General features: G+C 54.5%; 24 protein-coding genes, 2 tRNA genes and 1 pseudogene. 13 read left to right on the top strand and 14 right to left on the bottom strand.

Going from position 1 to position 24,369, the window contains the following annotated elements:
- Nucleotides 1-399: 399 nt before the first annotated feature.
- Nucleotides 400-777, bottom strand: a complete 378-nt coding sequence (locus Q7F15_RS05910; protein WP_230077216.1) for a PH domain-containing protein — start codon at nt 775-777, stop codon at nt 400-402.
- A 626-nt stretch (nt 778-1,403) separates the two neighbouring features.
- Between Q7F15_RS05910 and Q7F15_RS05905 the strand changes: the two genes are divergently transcribed.
- A complete protein-coding gene (locus Q7F15_RS05905) occupies nt 1,404-1,634 on the top strand; it encodes a hypothetical protein (RefSeq protein WP_304415234.1) in 231 nt (76 codons plus the stop codon).
- 51 nt (nt 1,635-1,685) lie between these two features.
- Here Q7F15_RS05905 and Q7F15_RS05900 read toward each other — a convergent pair whose 3' ends face one another.
- The 5 genes and pseudogenes from Q7F15_RS05900 to Q7F15_RS05880 form a co-directional block, all read right to left on the bottom strand.
- On the bottom strand, nt 1,686-2,969 hold the full coding sequence (locus Q7F15_RS05900; protein ID WP_304415233.1) for a hypothetical protein: 1,284 nt from the start codon (nt 2,967-2,969) through the stop codon (nt 1,686-1,688).
- 1,311 nt (nt 2,970-4,280) lie between these two features.
- On the bottom strand, nt 4,281-5,540 hold the full coding sequence (gene ltrA, locus Q7F15_RS05895; protein ID WP_304415232.1) for a group II intron reverse transcriptase/maturase: 1,260 nt from the start codon (nt 5,538-5,540) through the stop codon (nt 4,281-4,283).
- Nucleotides 5,541-6,146: 606 nt separating this feature from the next.
- Nucleotides 6,147-6,222 (bottom strand) — tRNA-Val (locus Q7F15_RS05890).
- 32 nt (nt 6,223-6,254) lie between these two features.
- A tRNA-Ile gene (locus tag Q7F15_RS05885) sits at nt 6,255-6,331 on the bottom strand.
- Nucleotides 6,332-6,611: 280 nt separating this feature from the next.
- A pseudogene (locus Q7F15_RS05880) lies at nt 6,612-7,171 on the bottom strand (phosphatidylglycerophosphatase A family protein).
- Nucleotides 7,172-7,391: 220 nt separating this feature from the next.
- Here Q7F15_RS05880 and Q7F15_RS05875 point away from each other — a divergent pair.
- Entirely contained in the window at nt 7,392-8,096 is a 705-nt protein-coding gene (locus Q7F15_RS05875; RefSeq protein WP_304415231.1) for an alpha/beta hydrolase, read from the top strand.
- A 2-nt stretch (nt 8,097-8,098) separates the two neighbouring features.
- On the opposite strand, the gene Q7F15_RS05870 is transcribed toward Q7F15_RS05875, so the two are convergent.
- The gene (locus Q7F15_RS05870; protein WP_171564494.1) at nt 8,099-8,257 is read right to left on the bottom strand and encodes a hypothetical protein; all 159 of its coding nucleotides are present in this window, start codon (nt 8,255-8,257) and stop codon (nt 8,099-8,101) included.
- Between the two features lie 151 nt (nt 8,258-8,408).
- Between Q7F15_RS05870 and Q7F15_RS05865 the strand changes: the two genes are divergently transcribed.
- Together Q7F15_RS05865 and Q7F15_RS05860 are read left to right on the top strand one after the other, a co-directional pair.
- Nucleotides 8,409-8,918, top strand: a complete 510-nt coding sequence (locus tag Q7F15_RS05865) for a 2'-5' RNA ligase family protein (protein WP_171564495.1) — start codon at nt 8,409-8,411, stop codon at nt 8,916-8,918.
- A gap of 110 nt (nt 8,919-9,028) precedes the next feature.
- Complete coding sequence (locus Q7F15_RS05860) at nt 9,029-9,484, top strand: GNAT family N-acetyltransferase (protein WP_171564496.1); 456 nt, start codon at nt 9,029-9,031, stop codon at nt 9,482-9,484.
- 54 nt (nt 9,485-9,538) lie between these two features.
- Here Q7F15_RS05860 and Q7F15_RS05855 read toward each other — a convergent pair whose 3' ends face one another.
- A complete protein-coding gene (locus tag Q7F15_RS05855; protein ID WP_304415230.1) occupies nt 9,539-10,393 on the bottom strand; it encodes a PHP domain-containing protein in 855 nt (284 codons plus the stop codon).
- A gap of 96 nt (nt 10,394-10,489) precedes the next feature.
- Here Q7F15_RS05855 and Q7F15_RS05850 point away from each other — a divergent pair, with 96 nt between their 5' ends.
- Nucleotides 10,490-10,852 carry a YugN family protein gene (locus tag Q7F15_RS05850; protein ID WP_171564498.1) on the top strand — a complete coding sequence of 121 codons (363 nt, stop codon included), beginning with the start codon at nt 10,490-10,492 and terminating at the stop codon, nt 10,850-10,852.
- On the opposite strand, the gene Q7F15_RS05845 is transcribed toward Q7F15_RS05850, so the two are convergent.
- The 3 genes from Q7F15_RS05845 to Q7F15_RS05835 are packed head-to-tail and all read right to left on the bottom strand — an operon-like array spanning nt 10,843 to nt 12,428.
- The gene (locus Q7F15_RS05845) at nt 10,843-11,739 is read right to left on the bottom strand and encodes an MBL fold metallo-hydrolase (RefSeq protein WP_230077905.1); all 897 of its coding nucleotides are present in this window, start codon (nt 11,737-11,739) and stop codon (nt 10,843-10,845) included. The two genes, Q7F15_RS05850 and Q7F15_RS05845, sit on opposite strands and share 10 nt — an antisense overlap.
- 54 nt (nt 11,740-11,793) lie before the next feature.
- The gene (locus tag Q7F15_RS05840) at nt 11,794-12,075 is read right to left on the bottom strand and encodes a YitT family protein (RefSeq protein WP_304415229.1); all 282 of its coding nucleotides are present in this window, start codon (nt 12,073-12,075) and stop codon (nt 11,794-11,796) included.
- 20 nt (nt 12,076-12,095) lie between these two features.
- Nucleotides 12,096-12,428: a YitT family protein gene (locus tag Q7F15_RS05835; RefSeq protein WP_304415228.1), complete on the bottom strand. Its 333-nt coding sequence runs from the start codon at nt 12,426-12,428 to the stop codon at nt 12,096-12,098.
- A gap of 260 nt (nt 12,429-12,688) precedes the next feature.
- Between Q7F15_RS05835 and Q7F15_RS05830 the strand changes: the two genes are divergently transcribed.
- Both Q7F15_RS05830 and Q7F15_RS05825 read left to right on the top strand, forming a co-directional pair.
- Nucleotides 12,689-14,059: a hemolysin family protein gene (locus Q7F15_RS05830; RefSeq protein WP_171564500.1), complete on the top strand. Its 1,371-nt coding sequence runs from the start codon at nt 12,689-12,691 to the stop codon at nt 14,057-14,059.
- 484 nt (nt 14,060-14,543) lie between these two features.
- Nucleotides 14,544-16,910 (top strand): ATP-dependent helicase, encoded by a 2,367-nt coding sequence (locus tag Q7F15_RS05825; RefSeq protein WP_304415227.1) that lies wholly within the window; start codon nt 14,544-14,546, stop codon nt 16,908-16,910.
- Nucleotides 16,911-17,139: 229 nt separating this feature from the next.
- On the opposite strand, the gene fabI is transcribed toward Q7F15_RS05825, so the two are convergent.
- The 3 genes from fabI to Q7F15_RS05810 all read right to left on the bottom strand — a co-directional run bounded on the left by fabI (nt 17,140) and on the right by Q7F15_RS05810 (nt 18,982).
- Nucleotides 17,140-17,913: an enoyl-ACP reductase FabI gene (gene fabI / locus Q7F15_RS05820; protein WP_171567023.1), complete on the bottom strand. Its 774-nt coding sequence runs from the start codon at nt 17,911-17,913 to the stop codon at nt 17,140-17,142.
- Nucleotides 17,914-18,019: 106 nt separating this feature from the next.
- The gene (locus Q7F15_RS05815; RefSeq protein ID WP_171567024.1) at nt 18,020-18,187 is read right to left on the bottom strand and encodes a hypothetical protein; all 168 of its coding nucleotides are present in this window, start codon (nt 18,185-18,187) and stop codon (nt 18,020-18,022) included.
- 72 nt (nt 18,188-18,259) lie between these two features.
- Nucleotides 18,260-18,982: a ZIP family metal transporter gene (locus tag Q7F15_RS05810; RefSeq protein ID WP_171567026.1), complete on the bottom strand. Its 723-nt coding sequence runs from the start codon at nt 18,980-18,982 to the stop codon at nt 18,260-18,262.
- Between the two features lie 305 nt (nt 18,983-19,287).
- Between Q7F15_RS05810 and Q7F15_RS05805 the strand changes: the two genes are divergently transcribed.
- The 6 genes from Q7F15_RS05805 to Q7F15_RS05780 all read left to right on the top strand — a co-directional run bounded on the left by Q7F15_RS05805 (nt 19,288) and on the right by Q7F15_RS05780 (nt 24,333).
- On the top strand, nt 19,288-19,905 hold the full coding sequence (locus Q7F15_RS05805) for a MerR family transcriptional regulator (RefSeq protein ID WP_171567028.1): 618 nt from the start codon (nt 19,288-19,290) through the stop codon (nt 19,903-19,905).
- Nucleotides 19,906-20,612: 707 nt separating this feature from the next.
- A complete protein-coding gene (locus tag Q7F15_RS05800; RefSeq protein WP_171567030.1) occupies nt 20,613-21,134 on the top strand; it encodes an ADP-heptose synthase in 522 nt (173 codons plus the stop codon).
- Nucleotides 21,135-21,279: 145 nt separating this feature from the next.
- Entirely contained in the window at nt 21,280-22,707 is a 1,428-nt protein-coding gene (gene pdxR / locus Q7F15_RS05795) for a MocR-like pyridoxine biosynthesis transcription factor PdxR (protein ID WP_304415226.1), read from the top strand.
- Complete coding sequence (locus Q7F15_RS05790) at nt 22,704-23,438, top strand: AzlC family ABC transporter permease (RefSeq protein ID WP_171567034.1); 735 nt, start codon at nt 22,704-22,706, stop codon at nt 23,436-23,438. Before pdxR ends, Q7F15_RS05790 begins: the two co-directional genes overlap by 4 nt.
- Nucleotides 23,435-23,755 carry an AzlD domain-containing protein gene (locus tag Q7F15_RS05785; RefSeq protein WP_171567036.1) on the top strand — a complete coding sequence of 107 codons (321 nt, stop codon included), beginning with the start codon at nt 23,435-23,437 and terminating at the stop codon, nt 23,753-23,755. The genes Q7F15_RS05790 and Q7F15_RS05785 overlap by 4 nt, the downstream gene beginning before the upstream one ends.
- 98 nt (nt 23,756-23,853) lie before the next feature.
- Entirely contained in the window at nt 23,854-24,333 is a 480-nt protein-coding gene (locus Q7F15_RS05780) for a chemotaxis protein CheW (protein ID WP_171567037.1), read from the top strand.
- Nucleotides 24,334-24,369 lie beyond the last annotated feature (36 nt).

Raw genomic sequence — 24,369 nt, 5'->3', positions numbered from 1 at the left:
AAGGCAGTTCGCAATGATTCTTAGCTTCTCCCTGATTTTTCCGCCGGACCATAAAATAAAAACAAAAACCCCTGCGTTCGCAGAGGTTCCCGTCTGTAGACAAAGTCCGCTGTGTCATGTGTGATGGTTTCCGCTCAAATCTCGCTGGCACATTGTATTGGTCACTTTGTGGGAACGTACGAGTTTGGCAACGAGCAATCTGGAGTGAAATGCATTGAATTTGTGCGGGAGAATAAAATGAACGGATTTGCGGCGAGGCATTGGCACCAAAGCCTTTTTACAAGTATCAGATACGGATTTATAGTACAAGGTATCAATTGTAGGCGAACAGACAGGGGATTTCCCTGTCTGTTCTGGTTTCATCTTATAACTGCCATGTGAACCTCCTGCTCAGCCAAACTATTTCAGTACATAGGTGGCCAAAACACTCTGCAGCTCGTAAATATCGAGTGACTTGTTAAACTGTTTTTGAATGGGAGTCGGACTACCGGAAATCCAGATTTTTAATTCAGCATCCAAATCAAAGGTACCCGCCGTTTCAATACTAAAATGAATGATGCTTCTGTACGGGATGGAATGATATTCCGTCTTTTTGCCGGTCAATCCTTGCTTATCAACCAGTATCAAGCGCTTGTTTGTAAAGATGAACATATCACGAATTAATCTGTACGCTCTTTCAACATTCTCACCGTTGGCCAGGATTTTGCTAAATTCTTTTTGAACCTCGGCAATATTTACTTCAGAAGCATTTCCCATCAAGCCATCAAACAGTCCCATTTTTTAATCCCCCGATCATTCCAATTCCATTTTTATACCCACCATATCGGATAAATTCTTTATCTTTTTTATATTTAAGGAAAACTCTTGAAATTTCAAGGGTTTTGGCTTGTATGTAATGGTGAGCAGGGCTGGGTTCGGCCCCACGAGCCCAACCTGACAAGTTTAATAAAGTCATTTCCGAGAAGGGCTAAAATTTGCCTGATAAGTGCCGGTTCAATAGTAGGTAAGGCGGGTTTTTACCTATCTAACGATGAAAACGCAATACAGGAGCCACACAGTTTCGACTGGCGGGCACGTACTTGAATAGGTTGTCTCTTCAAGGTTGAGGACACGTCAAAGGATCAAATTAGACGAGCGCCTTTATGACATGAAATCCTGTTTTCTCTACTGGCGAAAGGATAAAAGCAACAGACATAAACCAGGCATCCGATTTTGCCCGAACGGTTAGGACATATTTAGCATTGCGTTTTCATCAACTAAACTGGAATAGGCAAATTGCTCATATAGTCATGGACTTTCATCAATCCTCTTTACACGGATGCAGATCATGGATGAAGGAAAGAAGGTCTCCCATGTTGTGAAGGCTTTAGGCATTCTTCCTACGATGCTTAGCCGGTGGGTGTATGAATATAAAACATACGTTGGAAGCATTTACAGGTAACGGTAAACCAATCGCCAACAAGGATACCGAAATCAAACGGCTACAAAAGCGCTTGGAAGAACTAGAAAGGGAGAATGAGATTTTTATTAAAGTTTCAGGAATTCTTGAAGGAGCCCGAGTAGCCAAGTATCGGTTTATTCAAAGCCACGAAAAATCTATCCCGTCCGGCTCATATAACAACAAAACCTCTTGATCAACCTTGATCAACGATCAAGAGGTCTAATCCACTTACCTGAAATATGTCTTACTCAAATCTTAAGAAATAATTATTGTAATTCACACTAGATATTTTCCAGGAAGGGCTCCCGTCCTCTTTTTCAATAATATACTTAACACTTATGTTTTCGTCATACCAATATTCGTTTACGAGCACCTCATATTTGTTGCCTATTTTAGTTGGTCTTGTGGCCTTAAAGGTTATAAATTGATCAATTTTTCTCCCATTATACTCCTTTGATATTTCCAATCTTTTACTAATTACCTGTTCAGGTTCATAATTCCACTCATCTCTGTAGAATTTCTTAGTAATTAATTCTAAAAGCTCTTTAGCATTTAATGTTTTTGTTCTCACAATGTAATATTTATTAATTGTTTCAATTACTTTTTTCTCCTCTTCTGATAAACCTGAACTTGAATCTTCAATCTTTCCTCGTTTTAGTACTACATCGTTCATCTCTATTTTTGAAATTTTACTTGTCGGAAAGATTACAAGTGATCCTTTTTGATATCCAATTAGGAGATCTTTTGTTGTATCAATAATTAGATATTTTTGTTTTTGGCCTTTTTCATTATAGACTGTAGCAAATTTAAAGGCCCCCTCACCATCTGTATATTTCTTGATATGAATCTTTTGTGAAACCAATCCCCATGCGAATACCATCAGTATCAAAAGCAAAGAAAAACATACAATTAAATATCCATTATAACTACTAATTTGTTTAAATCTAGATAAAATAAAAATTGAAGAATCATCTGAAAATCTTATGTATTTTTCCGATTGATTATCATCTCTGCTGAGATAATCTTTAATTTTAACGTTTAACTGATATTGTTCATAAACCATTTGATTAATTACTAAGCACCAGGTAAAAAAAATGATAAATTGTGTAGCAATGCTATATGCAAATATTAAATATTCATCTATATTATATAAAATAAATATACTTAGTACGACATAAATTATTAAGAAAGCAAAATTTATAATAATTTTCCAATTGAATGGATTCAAATTTCGTATAAATTTCTTCTTTCTCTTTGTCGTATACGTCATGAATCCCCAATAAATGAATGAAGAAAAAATAAACAATGCTAATAGTAATAACGAAACATAAATACCGTTTTTCAAAAATAGATCTAAAGAAAGCGGAAAATTATCCATTCCATTAGCGAAGAAAAAGAGTTCTCCAGCAGTATAAATGTATCCCAAAAAATAAATAAGAAATGTCGATATTATTGCATAATCTCTAATAAAGTTAGATATTTTTATTATCTGATTTTCTTGTTGCTTATTCTCAAGATTATTATTCACTTTACATTACACCTTTTTCTATATTATTAATTATAGACTAGTTATTATGCTCTAATGAATCTTTGCTATGCTGAACATGTCTATGGCAGTTTGGACAAAAAGCAGCTACCTATTCCGGATGATTCGGTTCGCCATCAGGATAATCTCCTTAGATGATGTACTTCCAAATAAGGCTCCCCTTTTTTTGTTTTAAAAGGAGCTTCATTACCACAAGCCTCACAGATCCCGTTTTAGAGCATACAGTTTAAAAGCTTAGCTACTCCTGTATAAGTCAACTCTCTCATTTGCTTTCATTACTGGACGGTTATTAAATCCCGATAATGCTTTCTTTACTTAATTCCTCTATAGTCAGATCACTAGAGATGGTTGCACTGGCCGGTTCACCATTATTCACAGCTTCGATCGACATCAATTCAAAAACAATTACTTTCCGATCTTGCCCCTTGTTGTCTTTGTCCCTTAACCTATATCCAACACAGAGCATCTGACCAAACGTACTTCACAGGCACGGTTCGGACGTACTCAAAGAGCTGTATATCCTCTCCGTCCTTTTCATGCTCTAAAATTGCTTTATTCCCCTTGATGAATTGCATATCCCTTCTTGTCCTTCACTCGTATAGAGGAATAAACCATCTTCTTCTCCTCGGTCCCTGTGAAAATCATGATGAATGGATATTGAGAAGGAGTCGATATCCCATCATATCGTTGTCCACCAAACATGTCATGCAGATCACGTCGACGGTACTTCTTACCTGTATTGAAAATGTCTAACATTTTGCCATAGGACTTATTTTGTAAGCTCATCGTAGTCACTCCGCACCAAACGACAAGATCTAGTAAAATTTTACACGAAAAGATTTTTTAAGTGCATCCCATTTGGCTTATTTTTTCAACATCACGAACATGTATCCCCGAAATAGGGTGTTTAATCATAATACTAACGTACTTTAACTATAACTTTGAATTCATGAGTGTCTTGTGCATTTATTAGACAAACGACCTGGATGAGCGGAAGATCACGAAAGTTTTGGACATCTATCTTATACCGCCATCCGAAATACTGTTCAATGTGTACATAATGAGACAGCAGAAACACGCGTAGCAGGTACCTCGTCCGTCTACTTCAAATCGATGAGGAAAGGGAAACTGAAGACAAAAACACTTTAACAAACGAAAGGTTGTCAAAATGTTGTCAAGCGACAACGAAGAGGGATCATATTGTCAGGGTGGGTACATGACAAATCGAGTAGGAGGGGGTGGTTAACCCCCGTCCTCTCACACCACCGTACGTACCGACCGGTATACGGCGGTTCACCAAGCTTGACGAAGTGTGAAATATCGCTGTATCAAACTCATCAACCCTTGTTGTTGCCAGTAGGCAATACCAAGGGCTTTGTGCATGTGCGGGGATTTTGTTGTCCGCCACGCCCCCTTTCGGGTGTTTGCGATTTCCAGTGCTCTGTTGTGAGAAAATCCAAGCGAACGAAGTTCGTGGTACCTCGTACGAACTCGTTTCCACTGCGTCCATAGACAGAGCCGGAGCCTTCGGCGAATCCATTCCTCTATTCGCAGAAGATGGGTTTTCGCCTCGGCCAGCGCAAAATACCCGATCCATCCCATGAGGTATTGGTTGAGTTTTTGAATCCTCTCCTGCATGGCCATGCTTCGATGTGGGTTGGTTAATTGGCGAATTCGTCCTTTTAACCGGGTGATCGATTTGGGATGCAGACGTATCCGCGCTTCCTTTCCCGGAATAAAGCTAAAGCCGAGGAACTTCCGGTTGCACGGGCGGTCCACCGCACTTTTCTGTTGATTTACCTTGAGTTTGAGAACCCTGGTCAAGTATCGCTCCACACTTGCCTTTACACGTTCACCCGCACGTTTGGAGCGGACGTAGATGTTGCAGTCGTCCGCATAGCGGCAGAAACGGTGTCCCCTTTTCTCCAACTCCTTGTCCAGGTCGTCTAGCAGAATGTTGGCCAACAGCGGACTTAAGGGGCCACCTTGCGGCGTGCCCTCTTCCGTCGTGACACACACTCCGTTGACCATGACTCCGGATTGCAGATAAGCGCGAATTAGTTTAAGAAGGCGCTTGTCCTTCACCTTGCGGGCAACCCGGCTCATTAGGATATCATGGTTGACCCGGTCGAAGAACTTCTCCAAGTCGATGTCGACCACATACCGGAATCCTTCGTTGATGTACTGTTGTGCTTTCCGCACAGCACTGTGAGCACGGCGGCCTGGACGGAACCCGAAGCTGGAGTCGGAGAACTCTGGGTCGAATATGGGAGTCAATACCTGCAGGATGGCCTGCTGGATGAAGCGATCTACCACGGTAGGGATGCCTAGCAATCGTATTCCCCCGTCAGGTTTCGGGATTTCGACCCTGCGGACAGGAGACGGCTTGTAGGTTCCCTTCTCGATTTGCGACCGGATGGTCGCCCAGTGCTGACGAAGGTAGTCGCGCAGTTGTTCGGTTGAAACACCGTCGATTCCCGCAGCACCTCTGTTGGCCTCCACTCGTTTGAGAGCGGCCATGAGGTTGTCCCGTGACAGCACTTTCTCCAGCATGCCCCTGACGATACTCCTCTCTTCGCACACATGTTGCTAAGCTTGCCGTACGATGCTCAGCCCTTCTCTGTACCCTCGGGGCTTCACCCCTACTATTCAGAGGAAGTTCCATTTCGGAATTCTGCTTCGACGCACCGTATCGAAAGGGATTAGAACATGTGTTGACTTGATGTTCGGCCCTTCCTCCTTCGAGCGTCCTCTATCGGAGTACTATGGCCTCTGCTGACTTCTGCATGTTCAGCGCCCCCTCGCGGAGACGGTTGCCAACGGTAGTAGGCGTATCATGCAGACCTCCCCGGGTAAGGACGGTAACTTTCGTCCCATGTACCTGCCCAATTTACTGCTGCACTCCTTGGCTGTATGGGGCTTCACCTTGTTCGGCAGGCTCGCCCGAGTACAACAGCCTCAAATTGGGTTCGTGTACCTCAGGTCAGGACTTTGCCGCCGGCTTCCTTCAGATTCCGCCTCACGGCGGACACCCTTGCCTTAAGCTAACGGTTGGTACAGCCACCCCCCGTTCGGGACTTTCACCCTATAGCTACCGCCCATGCCGGGCGCACCATAAGAAAAACCCTTGATTTCTCAAGGGTTTCAACTTCATATGTATGGTGATCCGGACTGGGTTCGAACCAGCGACCCCCACCCTGTCAAGATGGTGCTCTCCCAACTGAGCTACCGGATCATGTTATGTAACTTTTACAATCGTCTGTCTCATGGTGGGCCCTGTAGGACTCGAACCTACGACCAATCGGTTATGAGCCGACCGCTCTGACCAACTGAGCTAAGGGCCCGAATCGTACCGGACGCCGATCACATGATTTAATATACCTGATTTCTTTTTCGATTTCAAGAGGAAAAATCAAAATTCCTGTAAAAAATTTTACCGGCATAGAAAGAACCATTCTCTGCCAGCTTCACGTGCAAGAGAATGGCCCTGTTCTCGCTTGGTTTTCCGGTAATGCTTCTGCATCATCTCTGCCTGAATGAGACCGTACTGCTCAAATGAGACCGCATTTCCCAAATGTTTCAGCATTTCGCGAAAGCTGACCCGGGAGCTGTCCGCCCCCTTTTTCACCCAGCCTGATCCGCCTTCTGCTCCGCAATCCGGATCTCGGCCTGTTTGGCTTGCTCTTCCTGCTCGTCACGCAGGCGGTGGGCCATGCGGCTGGAGGCGTTGGCGGCGATGCTGGCGACGAGGTCGTCCAGGAAGGTGTGGACGCGGCCGGAGCGTTTGGTGTCCAGGCGTTGGATGACGCCGACCTTGTGTTTGTCCAGGTGGCCAAAGGTGGTGACGGCGATGCTGCCGTAGCCAAACACGGAGCCGAGCGCAAGGGTTTCGTCGCAGCCGAACAGGCCTTCGTCTGTCGCGATGAGGGTTTGTAGCGGCTCGGACAGCATGCCTTTTTCCGCCAATGTATCCAATTCCACGCCGACGAGGATGGCGTGCTGCATTTCCCTTTTTCCAAAACGGCTTTTACGCTCTCGATGCAGGGTTCCATGGTCAGGTCGGGATGGTACGGCGACTGCATCAGATAGACGATTTCGGCAATATCCTCTACCGTGACGCCGCGCTCTGCCAGGCGTGTCAGGGCGGCATTTCTGACTTCGCTGCTGTGTACGTGCTTCTTCATTGAGACAACCCCTTCCACGATTGAGTGAAGTCACTTTTTATCATAGTATCATACGCTGGCAGAATTGCGACAATCTTTCGGCTGGAAAGGTTTTTTGTCCGATGGAGGAGTTGGGAAAACATGGCCGGGCGGGTCGCCCCTCCCTCAGTTATGAAAACGATTTCCCTGTCCCCTTGGCTTTCGGTATAATGAACGCAGCCACGAAAAGGAGGACATCCCTGTGCCGCTGAATGAAATCACACTGACGAGCAACTTCCTGGGAACAACGGAACATCTCCTCATCTATACCCCTGAGCGGTACTCCCCGCTCTACTCCTATCCCGTGCTGTACGTGCAGGACGGCGAGGATTACCTGTCGCTGGGCCGGCTGGCGACGCTTCTGGAACAGCTCCACCGGGAAAAAGAAATCCCTGACCTTATTGCTGTGTTCCTGCCGGTGGACAAGTCCCGGCGGTACGCGCGTTACCATCCGGACGGTGATGAGCATCTGGCCTACCGGCGCTTTTTGGCTGTCGAGGCCGTTGGGTATGTGGACCGTCACTACTCCACTCACCCGCTGGGGCAGGCGCGAACGCTGCTGGGCGAGTCGTTGGGCGGCGTCGTGTCACTGTTTACGGCGTTGGCGTATCCGCACACGTTTGGCCAGGTGGCCTGCCAGTCTGCCGCGATGGACGAGGCGCTGAACCGGCGTGTCGCCGAAGCGGAGCTGCCCGCTTCCCTGCACGTCTACCTGGAAGTGGGAACGGAGGAAACGGCGGTGGAGACGTCGCGCGGGACGCTCGACCTGCTCGCGGCCAACGAACGACTGCGCGACATCCTGCAAACAAAAGGGGTCACCCTGGCTTATGAGACCTTTGCGGGTGACCACACGTGGGGATATTGGCAGGCCAACCTGCGGCGCATGCTGCGCGCGCTGTTTGGGTAAACTTACCGTGGCCGTTCTTTTTGTGTGCCGTCTTCCTTTCCTGGCGAGACGAGCGCCTCTTCGAATTCCGCTTTGCGGATGACGGTAATGATTGTAAAGGTGAGCAGCGCCAACAAAAACAAAACGAGGAACATAAAGGTAATCATCATGGCTGTTTTCATGATTATGGGACACCTCCTTGCTGTTAACAGTCTGTCCCATCGTCGAAGGAATATACGGGTTGACGCATAACATTACACAAATGGCGAATTTTCTGTTAAAATAAGTGGATATGATGGCATGTTCAAAAACATGAAGAAGGAGGGGTTCCATATGAAATACAGTATCGTCGTATTCCCATCCAGCCAGGTGCAAGAGATCGCCAACTCATACCGGAAACGTTACGACCCGACCTTTGATTTGATCCCGCCGTACATCCGACTGAAAGAGGCGTTTGAGCTGGAAGAAGACCGCCTGCCTAATCTGGTGAGCCACCTCGAACAGGTTGCCCAGTCGACAGATAGCTTTACCGCTCATTTCCACCGCATCTCGACGTTTCACCCGACCAGCAACGTGATCTACATTGCCGTGCAAAACAAGGAGCCGTTTGTGGCCCTGCACGAAAAGATTGTGAAGAAATGTGTCAATACTCCGGAAACATACGCCTACGTGCCTCATCTGACCATCGGGCGCGATCTGTCCAACGACGAGCTGCGCGACGTGACCAGCCAGCTGAGCATGCACAAGATCGACCTGACCTCGGAGATTGACAGCTTCCACTTGATTCGTCCGCTGGAGGACGGCACCTGGAGCGTATATCAAACGTTCCACTTGAAAAAATAACCGTGAGGCGATTATTCTCGCGGGCGGGATAGCAAGCGGGCGTTTGAGCGCAGCCCCCTTCACGGCTTGTGAAAAGAGAACTTCGGCGCAGAGCGAAAGGAAGCGTGACGATGAACCAGGTGTACCAAATCGAGACCGTCCAGTCTGACAAGCAGATGAACGATGCCCTGTCGGTGCGGCGGGCCGTGTTTGTCGAGGAACAGCAGGTGCCGGAAGAGCTGGAGATTGACGAGCATGACCGGCCGGACACAGGGACCGTTCACTTCGTCGCCTACGCGGGGGAGACGCCCGTGGGAGCAAGCCGTTTGCGGCCGTACGCTCCCGGTGTGGGCAAAGTGGAGCGGGTTGCCGTGGTGAAAAGCGAGCGGGGCACCGGCCTGGGCCGGGAACTGATGCTGGCCGTGGAGCAAGCCGCCCGCCGTCTTGGCTACCACAGCCTCAAACTGAACGCCCAGACCCACGCCCAACGCTTTTACGAAAAGCTCGGCTACCAGGCGCACGGTGACGTGTTTGACGAAGCCGGCATTGAGCACATTGCCATGGTAAAGAAGCTGGATACGAAATAAGTGTAAAAAACAACCCCGCAGTCCTCATCGGACGCGGGGTTTCATTGTGCAGTGTTACCGCTTCCGCATCGCCGCAATCTCCCGCAGCCGTTCCACTGCGGAGACCGGTGCGGTGTGCGTGCCCAGCATGGCGTGAAACGGCTCTTCGCCGCGCCAGCCGTGGAAGTCGGAGCCGCCGGTCATGACCAGGCCGTGTTGCTCAGCCCAAGTGCGATACCGCTCCCGTTCGGCCGCGTCGTTGTCCGGGTGCCATACTTCGATGCCGTCCAGGCCAAAGGCGATCAGTTCCTGCACCAGGTCATCGTCGTCGTACAGGCCGGGATGGGCGAGCACGGCGGCACCGCCGGCTTCCTTGATCAGCGTGATTGCCTCCTGGGGCGTGATGCGCGGAGGGTTCACGTAGGCGGCTCCCTCGCGGCCCAGGTACTTGGCAAATGCTTCGTCGATGGAGCCGACCACGCCCAGTTCCACCAGCTCTTCGGCGATGTGGGGCCGGCCGATGTTTTTGTCCTCCCCCTTCTTTCGCCGGTAGACGCTCTCCAGGGTGATCGGGATGCCCAACTCGCGCAGACGGGCGATCATCAGCTTGTTGCGCTCGTGCCGGGTCTCGCGCAGCCCGCGCAGCTTTTCCTGAAACGCCTCGTCGTCGAACGGGATGAAATAGCCGAGCACGTGGATGTCCTGTCCGTTGGCCGCAGAGCTTATCTCCACGCCGGGGATGACCTCGATGTTCCGCCCCGCGGCCGCTTCCAGTGCAGCGGAAATCCCCGCGACGGTGTCGTGGTCGGTGATGGCGACGGCGGCCAGTCCGGCTTCGGCGGCGAGACGGACGTTTTCCGCAGGCTCGCAGGTGCCGTCGGATGCGCGTGTATGGGTATGCAGATCGGCTTGTTTCACGTGATGTTCCACTCCTTCTGGTTTCTCCTGTTTGTAAGTCTGAATCGCCGCTCCTCCACATATGATTAGGCAACACACAATTTTGAGTGGTAGCCAAGGAGGATGTCCATGCGGTTAAAAAGCAAAAACCTGACCGGTGTTGTTCGGCCGCTGTCTTATGTCGACAAAATGCTCCGGCAGCAAGGATTTCACCGTTCCGGCGGAGACAGCCCCCCTACCTACGATGTCGTCATCTACGACTCAGCCACCAGCACTTCGTATTTTCTCCGCATTCCGACCAACTACACCAGCACTACCACCGGCAAGGGAGAATTGACCGTCAAATTGGGCCACCCTTATCTGGAAGCGAAGTTTTACATGCACACGACGGACGATGACCAGTTCGTGATTCCGAAAGAGATCCGCGAAGCCGCCGAGCACAAGCTGGCCGAAATCGCGGACTACTTGTCCCATCCCGCTGCTCAGCGCTGATCGCTCACTTTTCGGCTCCACAGCCATTGATTGGCGGCGAAGCGATAGCCCACGCGCTCTTCCTTCATCAGTCCAATCAGGTAGCCCATCAGCGCGGTCCGGTACAGCACGTAGCTCGTGGCGTTTTCGATGGATATCTGCAAGCGTTCACACAGCAAGGCCAGTGTTTGTTCCAGCGTTCTCTCCTCCGCCAGCAGCTCTTCAATCACGTCGTACAGGCGGCGGTGCCAGTGAATGTTTTTCGTCAGGATCGCTTCCGGGGCGGTGGTGTAGGGACCGTGCCCCGGCAGGTAGCCGCGATAGCCGGATTCCAGCAGCTTCACCAGACTGCGCAGAGTCTCATGCGCATCGACGAGAAACGGCAGCTTGTGCTTTTTCAGTGTCTCCTCGCCGAAAAAGCTGTCGGCGGCAAAGCAGATGCCATCGCACACCAGACCCACCTGCTGCCAACTGTGTCCCGGCAAGGCGATGACCTCAAAGCGGACGCCGTCGATGTCCAGCCCGCCATCCACTGGCAGGAGGCGGTCCACCCGGGAGGCTTCCGCCAGCAAAAACTTGTTGCACAACTCCGCCAGCGGTTGGGCCCCCATCCCGAGGTAGATCGGTTCCAACAGCGGGTAGCGGATGATCGCCTCCTCCAGCGGCGGAGCGTATACGACCGCCTCCGGCCAGCAGGTGAGCAGGTAGGCATTGCCGCCGAAATGATCGGCATGGGCATGGGTCTGAACGATGGCAGACAGCGGCTGGGGCAGTGCCTCCAGCCCTTTTTTGATTTTCTTCGCGGTCTGCGTGTCCAATCCGGAATCGATCAGGATGGCGCCGCTTTTTCCTAGAACGAGGCCGATGTTGACGCTGCCGGGAAAGTAGCCGATCCGATCGGTAATCATTTCAGGCATATGTGAGGCCACAGGCGTTCCCTCTTTTCTTGTCTGGCTTTTTGCTTATTTTCTCCACGCGCCTCCCCCATCCCTGCCGATCGGCCCGATTACGACGTACGGCGCCGGCCTGCGGCGAATGCCGCTGAAGACATGGGTGCAGGACGCGACGGCGACAATCGTGATCAGGGAAAAGACGGTGCGTTCCCATCCGATCGCCGGCAGCGAACCGGCGACGATCAGTCCGTCGATGCCGAGAATCAGGAGCGCCACAGGCAGTCCGTACCGCCTCGCCACAAACTGGGCCAACAGGTCGGTGCCTCCCGTGTTGGTCTTGTACGCCAGCATCAGTCCGATGCCGGAGCCGATCAGCGCGCCACCCCAGACGGCCGAGGCTGGCGTCGACCAGACGTTCCAGGACCGCAGCGGCGAAAAGACATCAATGAAAAAGAAGAGATCAGCATACCGTGAAAGCTGTGGGCAAACAGGCTGCGGTCGAAGGCGAAGACGAGTGCGTAAACGGGCAGGCTGACCAGAATCATCACCAGTCCCGGGGGCACGTGCAGGTAGTACGTGGCCAACAGCCCCAGGCCGATCATGCCCCCATCCATCAGCTGGTGCGGAACGAGAAACAGGTTGACGCCCACGGCGACCAGCACGCTGCCCGCCAGGATTGCCACGCTTTTTTGCAGCCAGTACACACGCTTCTCCTCCCCGGACAGGGTTTCGCTTAACTCTATGTCAGAGCGGGTGCGGGTATGTATGGCAATTGTGCTGATGTGCCGGCACAAATCGGATGGTTTTGACTCTTCGCTTTTTCTGCTGGTATACTATCCAGTAACAGGATAGGTGCGAATGTTGGCCGTAGGGCGTTCGTACAAACATCATCTGACAATAACAAGTGGAGGTGAATTCTCCTGCTGTCGCAAAAGCGCTAGCGGATGCGAGAGGGGAGACATTATTGGAGAGTCCGATAGGTCCGATAGGGGAGATTGTGTTGAATCTGCTGCTCGTCGGCTTTCTGGTTTTTTTGAATGCCTTTTTTGTCGCAGCAGAATTCTCGCTGGTGAAAGTGCGCCAAACCCGTCTGGCCCAACTGGCAAGCGAGGGAAACAAGCGCGCCGCCTACGCGCAAAAGGTGACCCGCCAGTTGGACGCCTATCTGTCCGCGTGTCAGCTTGGCATTACGCTGGCATCGCTGGGACTGGGGTGGGTAGGTGAACCGGCCGTCGCCCATTTTGTCGAACCCGTTTTGGTTTCTTTAAACCTGCCACAATCCCTGGCAACGCCCATATCGCTGGCGATCGCCTTTGGGTTCATTACCTTCCTGCACATTATTTTCGGGGAGCTTGCTCCCAAGTCGCTGGCGATCCAGAGAGCGGAAACTACCTCCCTCTGGACAGCAGCGCCGCTGATGTTCTTTTACAAGCTCAGCTATCCGCTGATCTGGCTGCTGAACGGCACGGCCAACTTCTTCATCCGGCGGCTGGGCATCGAGCCCGCAGCGGAACACGACTCCGCCCATACGGAAGAAGAGATTCGCCTGCTCGTCAACCAGAGCCATAAAAGCGGCCACATCGACCAGACCGAATTGGCACTGGTGGACAACGTCTTTGCGTTTTCCGAGCGTCTGGCCCGGGAAATCATGATCCCGCGGATTGACATGGTCTGCCTCTACGATGACAACACGTTTGAGGAGAACCTGGAAATCATGCGCCAGTCAAGACACTCCCGGTTTCCGGTGGCCCACGAGGACAAGGACCGACTGATTGGGTTTGTCCACACCTCTGATTTTTACCTGTCGGCTCTCACCTATGGGAAAGCGGAGCTGAAGGATTTTCTCCGCCCGCTTTTGACCGTGCCGGAGTCCATGGAAATCAGCCACGTGCTGCGGCTGATGCAGAAACGCCGTTCGCAGATGGCAATCGTCATCGACGAGTACGGCGGCACCGCCGGACTGATTACCATGGAAGACATTCTGGAAGAGATTGTGGGCGACATTCAGGACGAATTTGACGAAAACGAACGTCCCGATATTGAAAGTTCCAACAACAACGAATGGTCCGTCTCCGGGAAGATGCTGCTCTCTGAGCTGAATGACATAATCCCCGTGGAGATGCACTCCGACGAGGTAGACACGATTGCCGGCTGGCTCTACAGCCAGTTGAACGAAGATGTGGCGGAAGGCAAGTCGGTCCGCTTGCAGGACTACCTCTTCACCATCACCGAGCTGGAAAACCACCGCATCACGCGGGTGAGCATCACCTACGTGGGCGAAAACGCACCACCGACAGAGAGCGACGAGACCGTTCTTTTACCCGCACAGTCGTGACGTATAGACAAAGACTGAAGACAAACTGCAGGAACGATCTTTCCATCGGTGTCAAGCCGAAAGGCCTGCACATTGATCAACCGAAGGTGGAGATAAAGTACATCGCATGGAGTGATGGGCCAAGCGAGCTCCTTTGACGACCGGCTCAGCGGAAAAACGAAGACGCGGGGATAAACAGGGGACACAAGTCTCACTTCAGCGAAACACCCAGATGTTTGCCCCCTGCCCGCGTCGCGTTTTGGAGCGGACTTCATCCGCTTCTTTGCTGGGCGTCAAGCGAGCGAGCGGGCCCGATCATCCATGCGCCACGGACTTTGTCTACACGCTGAAGTGTCCCCTGCCCGCAGGGGGCACTTCTTCTTTCCGGCTGTCGGCGGTACAAGACCGACAGCCCCCGTTTCCATCATCCGATGTTACCATTCACAGGCGTGTCAGCGCGGTAAGTCTGCCGTATCACACGCCGCATTCCGTACGAGGTGTCGCCATGAAAATCGCGCAGCTAGACGACCAGGTCATCCTGCTAACACCCGAGACATACCCTCGCATCCCCGCCTGGCGGCTGGCCGCTCGCCAGGGAAAAGTGCGCTGCCCCGTCTGCGGTTCGCATCTCAGTCTGATGGCGGGAATCAGTGCGGACCCCCGCTTTCTCCATCCCGCGGACAGCGATTGTGCCTGCAAAGGAAGTGACGATGCGGTGCACGAGCGGCTGGCTGCCAGTCCCGAGCTGGCGGCCGCTGTCGCAGCTGCGGCCGATCCCGCTCCGCGTGATGCCAACCCACGTCAGGCGAACGCCGCCACGGTGGAAGAAGAAGACGGCGAATCGGTGCGGGTCGGCTCCTTTCGCCTGCCCAAACAGCGGACGATCGGCGGCAGCAGCGTGACGCCCGCGCCAAAACCGCCGCTGTTTCGCAAACGGCTGATGCCGAAAACGCGCATCCAACACCTGGCGGAACAGCAGAACGAACCGCTTCATCCCCGCCAGCAGCAGGCTGTCACGACCACGGATGGCCCCCTTCTCATCCTGGCAGGGGCGGGCAGCGGCAAGACGCGCGTGATGACAGCCCGGACCGCCCACCTGATCCGGGACAAAGGCGTCCCTCCCCGGCAGATCATGGTGGTCACGTTTACCACCAAGGCGGCGGATGAGATCCGGCAGCGGCTGGCCCGCCAGCTTCCCCGCGAGCAGGCGCGGGAGCTGATCGCCGGCACGTTTCACGGCATCTTTTACCGCATGCTGCTGTACCACCAGCCGGAACGCTGGGATCAGCGCCGCCTGCTGAAAAAAGATTGGCAAAAGTGGCGGCTGCTCAGGGAAAGCGGCCTGCTCGCCAGCCATCCCGAACTCCTGGGGCAAAAGGAACAGGACGTGCTGGACGCGTTTGGCGTGATTAGCCGCTGGAAAAACGAATACCTGCTGCCCGGCCAGTCCGTCTCGCAGGAAGCGGCAAACGACGCGGAGCGGCAGGCACACGAGCTGTACCCGCTGTACGAACAGGCGAAGCGGACGCTCGGCTGGTTTGACTTTGACGACATGTTGATCGGCTGTTACGAAATGCTGCGGGACGATGCGGAGATCCTGCGCCGCTATCAGGAGCGGATCACGCATGTGATGATCGACGAGTTTCAAGACATCAACCGCATCCAGTACGAAACCGTCAAGCTGCTTGCAGCGCCGCAAAACAATCTGTGCGTCATCGGGGACGACGATCAGTCGATCTACGGATTTCGCGGCAGCGATCCGCAGTACATACTTGGTTTTACCCGCGATTATCCCCAGGCCCAAACGATTACGCTGGAAGTGAACTACCGCTCCCGCTCCGCCATCGTCGGGCTGGGCTACTCATTAATCGGCCATAACCGGGCGCGCTGGAAAAAAGACTGCCTGTCGTTTCACAGCGAGGAAGGGGAAACCTATCTGTTTGAGCCGGACGACGAGGAAGAACAGGCCTCCCGGATCGTCGACGAAATCAGCCACCGGATCGAGCAGGGGACCCCTCCCGGCGAATGCGCCATCCTCTACCGCACCAGCGAGTCGGCCCGACCGATCCTGGAGCGGCTGAGCGAAGCGGGCATTCCGTTTCACTACACGCAGGAGGAGGACTCCTTTTACCAGCGGCAGGCTGTACGCTGGACGCTGGGCTATTTGCGGCTGGCGCAGGACCCGGACGATGCAGAAGCGCTGAGGGAGATTCTCCCCACCCTCTACATCTCCCAGGAGATGTGGAACGCGGTGCGCAGCCAGGCCATACTGGAAGATCTGCCGATCCTGCACGTGCTGCCTCGCCTGCCGCAGTGGAAAGTCTACCAGCGCAAACACTTGCAAACCGTGACCGACATCCTCGCCGCCTGCCGGGAATGCCCGCCCGCCCAGGCGCTGGAGCTGATCTACGAGGACGGCCGGCTGCGGGATTATCTGAAAAAGCGGGCCAAAGACCGGGACGACGGCAGGGAGCGCTGGAGCGACGAACTGCAGCAGCTCTTGGCCGCAGCCAGGCGGCACGCTACCGTCGCCGAGTTTTTGCACCATGTGGAACGCATGGCAGAACAGGAAAAGGAGTGGCGCCATGCGCGGCCACTCCCAAAGGAAGGTGTTCACGTGCTCAGCATTCATCGGGCCAAAGGACTGGAATTTGACCACGTGTTCCTGCCCGATCTGGTGGAAGGCGCTCTCCCTCACGAGTACGCGCTGGACGCCGTGCGCAAGGGAGAATCGTCCGCGCTGGAGGAAGAGCGGCGGCTCCTATACGTGGCGATCACGCGTGCCCGCCATTCGGTCGCGGTCGGCATCCCCCGCGAACGGTTCGGCCGGAAAACCAGGCCCTCCCGCTTCATCGCCGAAATGGGCGGATAGTCGGTCCACTCCCCCGCCCATGTAGATCAACCATTCTTCCATCGATGCAATGATTGGAAACACGGCAAACGGCTCCCTTCCGTACGTTTGGTACTAGCGTGCGGAAAACGGGAGCCTTTTATGCGCGCGGGAGTGGTATTTGCAACGCCGTTTTAGCTGCAGCGTTGTTGGCTGAAAACGAAAAAACCCCTGCGCCCGGCCGTACATGCCGGAGCAGGGGTTTGCGTTTTTATCGTGCGATGATGTTGTAACCGGCATCGACGTGGATGATTTCGCCCGTGATACCGCGGGAGAGATGGCTGAACAGGAAGAGCGCCGTGTCGCCCACCTCGGATTGGTCCACGGTGCGGCGGAGCGGTGCTTTTTCCTCGATTTCCTTCAGCATGCTGTTGAAGTTGCGCACGCCTTTTGCCGCCAGGGTGCGGATCGGTCCGGCGGAAATGGCGTTGACGCGGATGTTGTCTTTGCCGAGGTCGCTCGCCAGATAGCGGACGCAGGCATCCAGCGCCGCTTTGGCAACGCCCATGACGTTGTAGTTGGCAACGACGCGCTCGCCGCCCAGATAGGTCAGGGTGACGATGCTTCCGCCTTCGGTCATCAGCGGACGAGCGGCACGCGTCACCGCAACCAGCGAGTAGGCGCTGATGTCCTGCGCCAGCGCGTAGCCGTCGCGGGACGTGTTGACAAACTCGCCTTCCAGCTCTTCCGTCTTGGCAAACGCGATGCAGTGAGCCAGTCCGTGGATGACGCCCACTTTTTCCTTGATTTGGGCGAACGCAGCTTCCACTTCTTCATCCTTGGTCACGTCGCAGTTAATCAAAATCGGCTCGCCGCCGAGGCTTTGGGCCAGCTGCGCCACGTTTTCCCGCAGCCGCTCCCCCTGATAGGTAAAGATCAGGTTGGCCCCGGCCTTGTGCAGGGACTGGGCAATTCCCCAGGCAATACTGCGGTGGTTGGCCACGCCCATGATAACGAAGTTCTTGTCTTGCAACAATGTATTCATTATGTATCGGCCCCTTTTCAACGTTTTTCCCCTGACATTATAACCGATCTTGTCCTCGGTTACGAGAGTCTGCTGGAAAAACGCGAAACGGGACCGCTTCCATCGGTTATTCTCCCTGCTGCATCGCTTTTGCCAAATCGTCCGCCGGAGCGGCTGCACTGTTGGAAAAGACCCAGGATTCTTCCACCGGATTGAGCGGCGTTCCGTTTGCCGGGAATTCCGCCTGCAGCTGCGCCGGTTCGCCTGCCGGTGTCAAGTCTTCTCTGTTCTCCATGGATGATCGCTCCCTTCCGTCCAGGCTTTTTTGGCCCACAACCATTTTTAGGCTGGCTGGGGAGGCGGCTGTTTATGCATGAACATGCCCACCCGGAAGCCAGACGGCTGTCACGAACAGGTACGCAACCATCCCGGCAAAAAAGTACACCCCCAATACCCGCCGTCCGTTCTGAATCAGCGGCACCAGATGGCTGGCCGAGACGTACAGGAAGACGCCGGTGGTAAGGGCTATCACCACGGAAGACCATCCGTCCGGGAAAATTTGTTCCACCGCCCCTACGCTGAATGCCCCCGCCAGTGTGGAGGCCCCCAGTGCGGCCGTCCCCCAGAACGCTTTCCACTGCGAGCGCGTCGCCGCCAGCACCAGTGAAGCAAAGATCACGCCGTCCGGCACCTTGTGCAGCACCATGGCCAGCAGGACGGAAAACCCGATGCGATGGTCCAGGTGATAGCTGGCGATCAGCGAGACGCCCTCCACGTACGCATGCAGCAGAAATCCGCTGAACAGGCCGATCAGGCGGGAGGAGCCGGCTTTCCGCTCCGCTCCTCCGATCAGCTCCAGCGCGAACAATAACGCAAACCCGAACATCACCAACGGCATGGCCCGCTCGCTTCCCCCTTCCATTGTATGGGGAAGCAAATCCAGCAGGGTAAGCGCCAACAGCAGACCGCCGCCGACGCTGACCATGGCGTACAGCGTCTCTTCCGACCAGGCGCGCAGGCACAGGAGAAGCCCGCCGATGCTGCTTGCGGCCGCTGCCACCGTAAGTATCACGATCAGATCCGGTTGCATGGCACGTCCCCTTTCATCCGGGGTGTCGGACGTGTGTCCCTTCCATTCTACGCGCGTGTCCCGGTCGTTATGCCTTTACCTGCGGCAGTACCCGCTAGAGATTCCCGGGGCAAAACGAAGAGCTGTGCTGCATGGCCCCGTCCTTGCTGCCATGCCCGGCGAACACATGACAAAAATCGCCAACCTGTCCGAATTAGCCGAAACGCCACTTGTTTTTAGAACCTTTGTCGATTCCCTTTTACCCGGAAAAATTGGTGCTATAATGGGGCCACGGGAATTCCTGATGGGATAAGGAGTGATTCGGGATGGATGTACAAGTGTGGATGGCTTCCAAGGAAGTGGCGGATCGGTTGGATGTTCACGTCCGGACGTTGCGAAACTGGTTGGAGATGTTCGTGCCGCCGCAGGAGCGGCAAAAAAATCCTCAGGGTCACTACCTGATCAGTGAAACAGGGTTTTCCTTGCTGAAAGAAGTCAAACAACGCAAGGACGAAGGCAACTACTCCCTGCGTGACATACAGCGTCAGTTGATTGAAGAAGGACGCATTCCGGCGGACATGCTGGCCGAGGAGGAAACGGCCGCCGCTCAGGAACAATCCGTTGTGGTGACCGGGCCAAAAGCAGCCGGCCTTCGCGAGATGGAGCTGACCGTGCAGGAGATGATCGTTCAGTTTCAGCATGAGCTGGCCCAACTGTCGTCATTGAACCAACTGCAGTCCACCATTTTGCAAAAAATCGCCGACATCGAGGAGATGCAAGAGTCGCTGCGGCTGGAGATGCGCCGCGTCACATTTGAAATGGATCTCATGCAGCAGCGCCTGACCCGGCGAAAAGAGCGGTTGGAGCGTCATCAAGCGCGCTGGTCGCTCAATCCGTTCCGCTGGTTTACGCGTTCCGACCGGAGCGCCGCAGCCAAGAACTAGCTGCATGCCCTGCCGTACTGTGTCGTATTCGGCATGACGGCAAAGGCAGACAGAGCGAATCTCCAGACTGGACAAGCCTGCCGTCCTCTGCGTTTCCGGGAAAGCCAACAAGCTGAGACACAAGGGTCTCAGGTCAGCATGCAGACATAGTTCGTGGCACATGGGTGCTCGGGCCCGCTCGCTCTCTTGACGACCAGCAAAGAAGTGGATGATGTCCGCTCCAAAACGCGACGCGGGCAGGGGGCAAACATCTGGGGGTTTCGACGAAGTGAGACTTGTGCCCCCTGTTTTTCCCCGCGTCTAGCGTTTTTCCGCTGAGCCGGTCGTCAAAGGAGCTCGCTTGGCCCATCACTCCATGACAAGTAATTTGTCTTCAGCTTTGGTTAATGAATGTGCAGGCCTTTCGGCCTGGAAACGATGGAAGATCGTTTCCTTGTGAACACTTACCAGATAAATAGTTTGTTTTCAGTCAGATGCTGAGACCCTTGTCTCAGCTTTTTTGTTGCCTTGTGTTTCATCTGGAATGCGGCTGCTTCCTTATGTTTCGATGCTGTTGCCGCCCTGCTGCGCTATTGCGAGCAGCAGGCCGTCAATTTTTTCTCTGCCATGCCTCCCCCTTTACTGTCCAGCAGGTGTGCTCGGCCCTCTCCCCAGGGTTGTTGTCAACTTCCGATTTCAGTATGATGGTTACGAGGAGGGTTGTCGAAATGCCGAAACAATTCGTTATTGAAGCGATCATGCTGGCCATCTACGGGGAATTAATGGCACCGTCGCAACCTGTAGAGTATTACATACCCGCGTCGACAATCTACGAATTGGACGAGTTTTATCATAGCCCGGAACCGATCATGCCGATCCCGGCCGACGATCAGCACGTACGCAAGATCATGAAGGAAATGATTCAGTTCTTCTCCGATCCGTTCAACCGCAAGCGCATGGAAAAGGGCCTGATCGCTCCCTGGTCCATCGTGCCGTTTTCGTTTCCAAACGGCGTGACGCTCAACGTGGTCAAGGTAGACGACAACGCCATGTGGGGGGAACTGTTTGATCCGGTGGAGACCCAACTGCTGCTCACATCGATGCGCTTTGAGATACCGCTGATCACCGACCAGACGGATTACCAGGATCGGATTTTGGAATATGTCGTACCCGTTCAGTTTTACGATGTAGACGACTTTGAATTTGCCCTGGAACAAGGGATCTCGTTGGACGAGCTGCGGGAGCCGTAACCGGCTCCCCCTTTTTACGGACGGATTGGCCCCGATGGTCCAGTCCGTCTGTTTGGCTTTTTATTGCCGGAAAATTGGCTCTTTTATTTTATTGCGGGAGCCGGTATAGTGGAGAGCAAAGCACAGACTGAAAAGGGGCGGCATCATGGGGCGAAAACCGATTTACACACGTGTGTACAATCAGCTGCGCTATCAAATATTAAGCGGCGAATTGGCAATTGGCTCCCCTTTGCCACCGGAGCGGAAACTGGCCGCGCAGTTGGGGGTGAGCCGCAATACGGTGGTTCGGGCCTATGCCGAACTGGAAGCGGAAGGATTCATCGCCAGCCGGATGGGCAGCGGCCGGTACGTGGAAGCCCTCCCGCCCGCTCCGCGCATCAGGCGGATTGACTGGAACAGCCAGCACGGTTACGAATCGCTGGCCGCCTCCCCGTCGCACATGGCGGAGCTGCTGGAGGTCACCGACCGCTGTCCGAATCCCATCAACTTTGCCCACGGTGACGGGGGCAAGCACACCTTGGCTTCCTCCCGCTTTTCCGACTACGTGAAGGCGACGGCAGAAGAGCTGCCTTCGTATTACTTTACCTCGGTGCAGGGGCTGCCCCAGCTCAGGGAACTGTTGGTGGAGTGGATGGGGATGGAGCAGATCTCATCTCCGGAGCAGGTGACGATTACCAGCGGCTCCCAGGAAGGCTTGTACCTGATCACCACCCTGCTGGCCCGGCCCGGCAACTGCATCGTTACGGAAATGCCCACCTATTTCGGCTCGCTGCAGCTCTTCCAGTCGCTTGGCCTGCAGATCGTGCCGGTGCCGCTGGATGCGGACGGCATGCGCATCGACGTCCTGGAAGGCGTACTGGCCCGCTGCCGGCCGCGCTTTCTCTACACGGTGCCGACGTATCACAATCCGACCGGCCGGACGCTGTCGCTTGAACGCCGCAAGCGGCTCCTGGCGCTGAGCGAACGATACGGCATTCCCATCGTCGAGGACGACGCCTACCGGCACCTGCATCTCGCGGAGGAACCGCCGCCGCCGTTGAAGGCGCTGGATGAGACCGGCAGCGTCATCTACCTGAACACGTTTTCCAAACTGCTGTTCCCCGGCCTGCGCATCGGCTGGGTGGCGGCCAGCCGTCCATTTGTGCGCTTGCTGACCCGGCTGAAGGAATTGTCGATCACCACCAATACGCTGGGACAGCTGGCAGTGGCCGCCTTTCTCCGCGACGGCGCGCTGCTCCCGCACCTGACGGACGCACGCCGCCAATACGCCGAGCAGGCGGCGATCATGGAACGCCATCTGGAACGGCTGCGGCCTCTCGGCATCCGCTGGGAACGGCCGGCCGGCGGGTTTTATTTCTGGCTGTCCCTGCCTGAAGAGATCAACCCCCGCCGGCTGATGACGCTCTGCCGGGAACAGGGGGTTCTGATTGCCTGCGGCGATATGTTTTTGCTGCGGGAGGCAGAACAGCCGTATATCCGCCTTTGCTTTACGCACGAACGGCCGGAACAGATCGACAGGGGGATGGCCATCATCGCCCGTCTGCTGCACGAACAAAAGGAGTTGATGACATGAACACGAGTGAACCCGCAGCGTGGAAGCAGGGTGTGCTGGACGCCCTGCCGATTACGGCCAGCTACGTCTTGTTTGGTGCCATCTTCGGCATGCTCTCCGGTCAGTCCGGCCTGGCCGCCTGGGAAAGCATGGCGATGTCACTATTCGTCTATTCAGGGGCAGCGCAGTTTGCGGCCAGCTCCATGATCGCCGAACACGCTGGCTTTTGGGCAATCATCTTGACGACTTGTCTGTTAAATGCACGCCACTTTTTGATGGGCCTGTCGCTGTCTCCCTACTATCAGCGCTTTTCGCCCGCCCAGGTGAATGCGCTCGCTTTTCTGCTGACCGACGAGCAGTACGCCATTACCCTTAACCGTTTTCGCCGCTATCCGAGCGACACGTCGTACATTCTTGGGGTCGGCCTTTCGCTGTACATTGCCTGGTGCCTGGGCACCTGGCTGGGAACAGTGGCCGGCCAGTGGATACCAGACCCGGCCGCTCTGGGCCTTGGTTTCAGCTTTACCGCGATGTTTGTGGCGCTCGCGTACTACCAGCTCTTGTCCGTTGTTCGCATCCTGACATTTGTGCTCTGCGGGGCGGCGGCCGTCGGGATGACGTTCGTGCTCCCCAACGGGCTGCCCGTTCTGGTCGCGGGCCTGCTCGCCTTTGCCATCGGCTATTTCCTGCCCGCGGCTGAACCGACCGAAACCGCTCAATCGCCGAACGTCAAGGAGGTGGAGTCGACGTGAGCACCCATCCGCTCCTGCTTTTTCTCGTGATGGCGGTGGCCACCTACCTGTCGCGTCGGGCGTTTCTCCGCTTGCCCAGCCGCCACTTTTCCGCCCGGCTGAAGAACGGCCTCAGCTTTATTCCGCTTGGCATCTTTGCCTCGCTCATCTTTCCCTCGCTGTTCGTGGCCGAGGGGCAACTGGCGGTGCAGCCGCTGTTTCTGATCGCCAGCGCGCTCTGCTTGGCCGTGATGGCGGTCAGCCGCAACGTCTTTATCAGCTTTGGCGTCAGCCTGGGACTGGTCGTCCTCGTGTCGCTCGGCGTAATCCCGCTCTGAGAAAACCGGGTAAATATTCCCACTCTCAGCGTTTGTCCATGGTACAATACGGGTAAAGAATGAAAGAATGGGATTGCGTTGCAGGAGGGACATGGGAGATGGAAACGTTGCAACATGTGGACGGTACAGACTGGAAAGCGGAAGGCGATTCCGTCCAATCCATTTTGTTTCAAATGGGGGACGAAACCTACAGCCTGCCGATCTCGCTGGTGCGGGAGATCATCAAGCCGCTGCCGGTAACCCGCTTCCCCAAGTCGCCGCCGTACGTGGAAGGCGTGATTGATCTGAGGGGACGGATTCTGCCAATCATCAACCTGCGCACGATGTTCGGTCTGGAGCCGCTGCCGCTGACGGAAGAGAGCCGGTTTATCGACCTGCAGCTGGAAGGGCTGAATGTGGGGATCGTCGTGGATGCCGTGTCGGAAGTCATCTACCTGTCCCGGCAGGTGATCGAACCGGCTCCCCCGATCGTAGCCGGAGTCGACGGCAAATACTTAAGCGGCATTGCCCGCGTGCAGGACAAGCTGATCATGCTGTTGGACGCGGACGAAATTTTTGCCCAGTGGAAAAAGGCTTGAAACCAAACAACGCCCCTGGTACGAAAAAAGCGTACA

Origin of the sequence: Brevibacillus aydinogluensis, assembly GCF_961514395.1 — a bacterium.
Taxonomy (GTDB): domain Bacteria; phylum Bacillota; class Bacilli; order Brevibacillales; family Brevibacillaceae; genus Brevibacillus; species Brevibacillus aydinogluensis.
The sequence above is the reverse complement of the archived record's forward strand: the minus strand, read 5'-3'. Positions and strand labels throughout refer to the sequence as shown.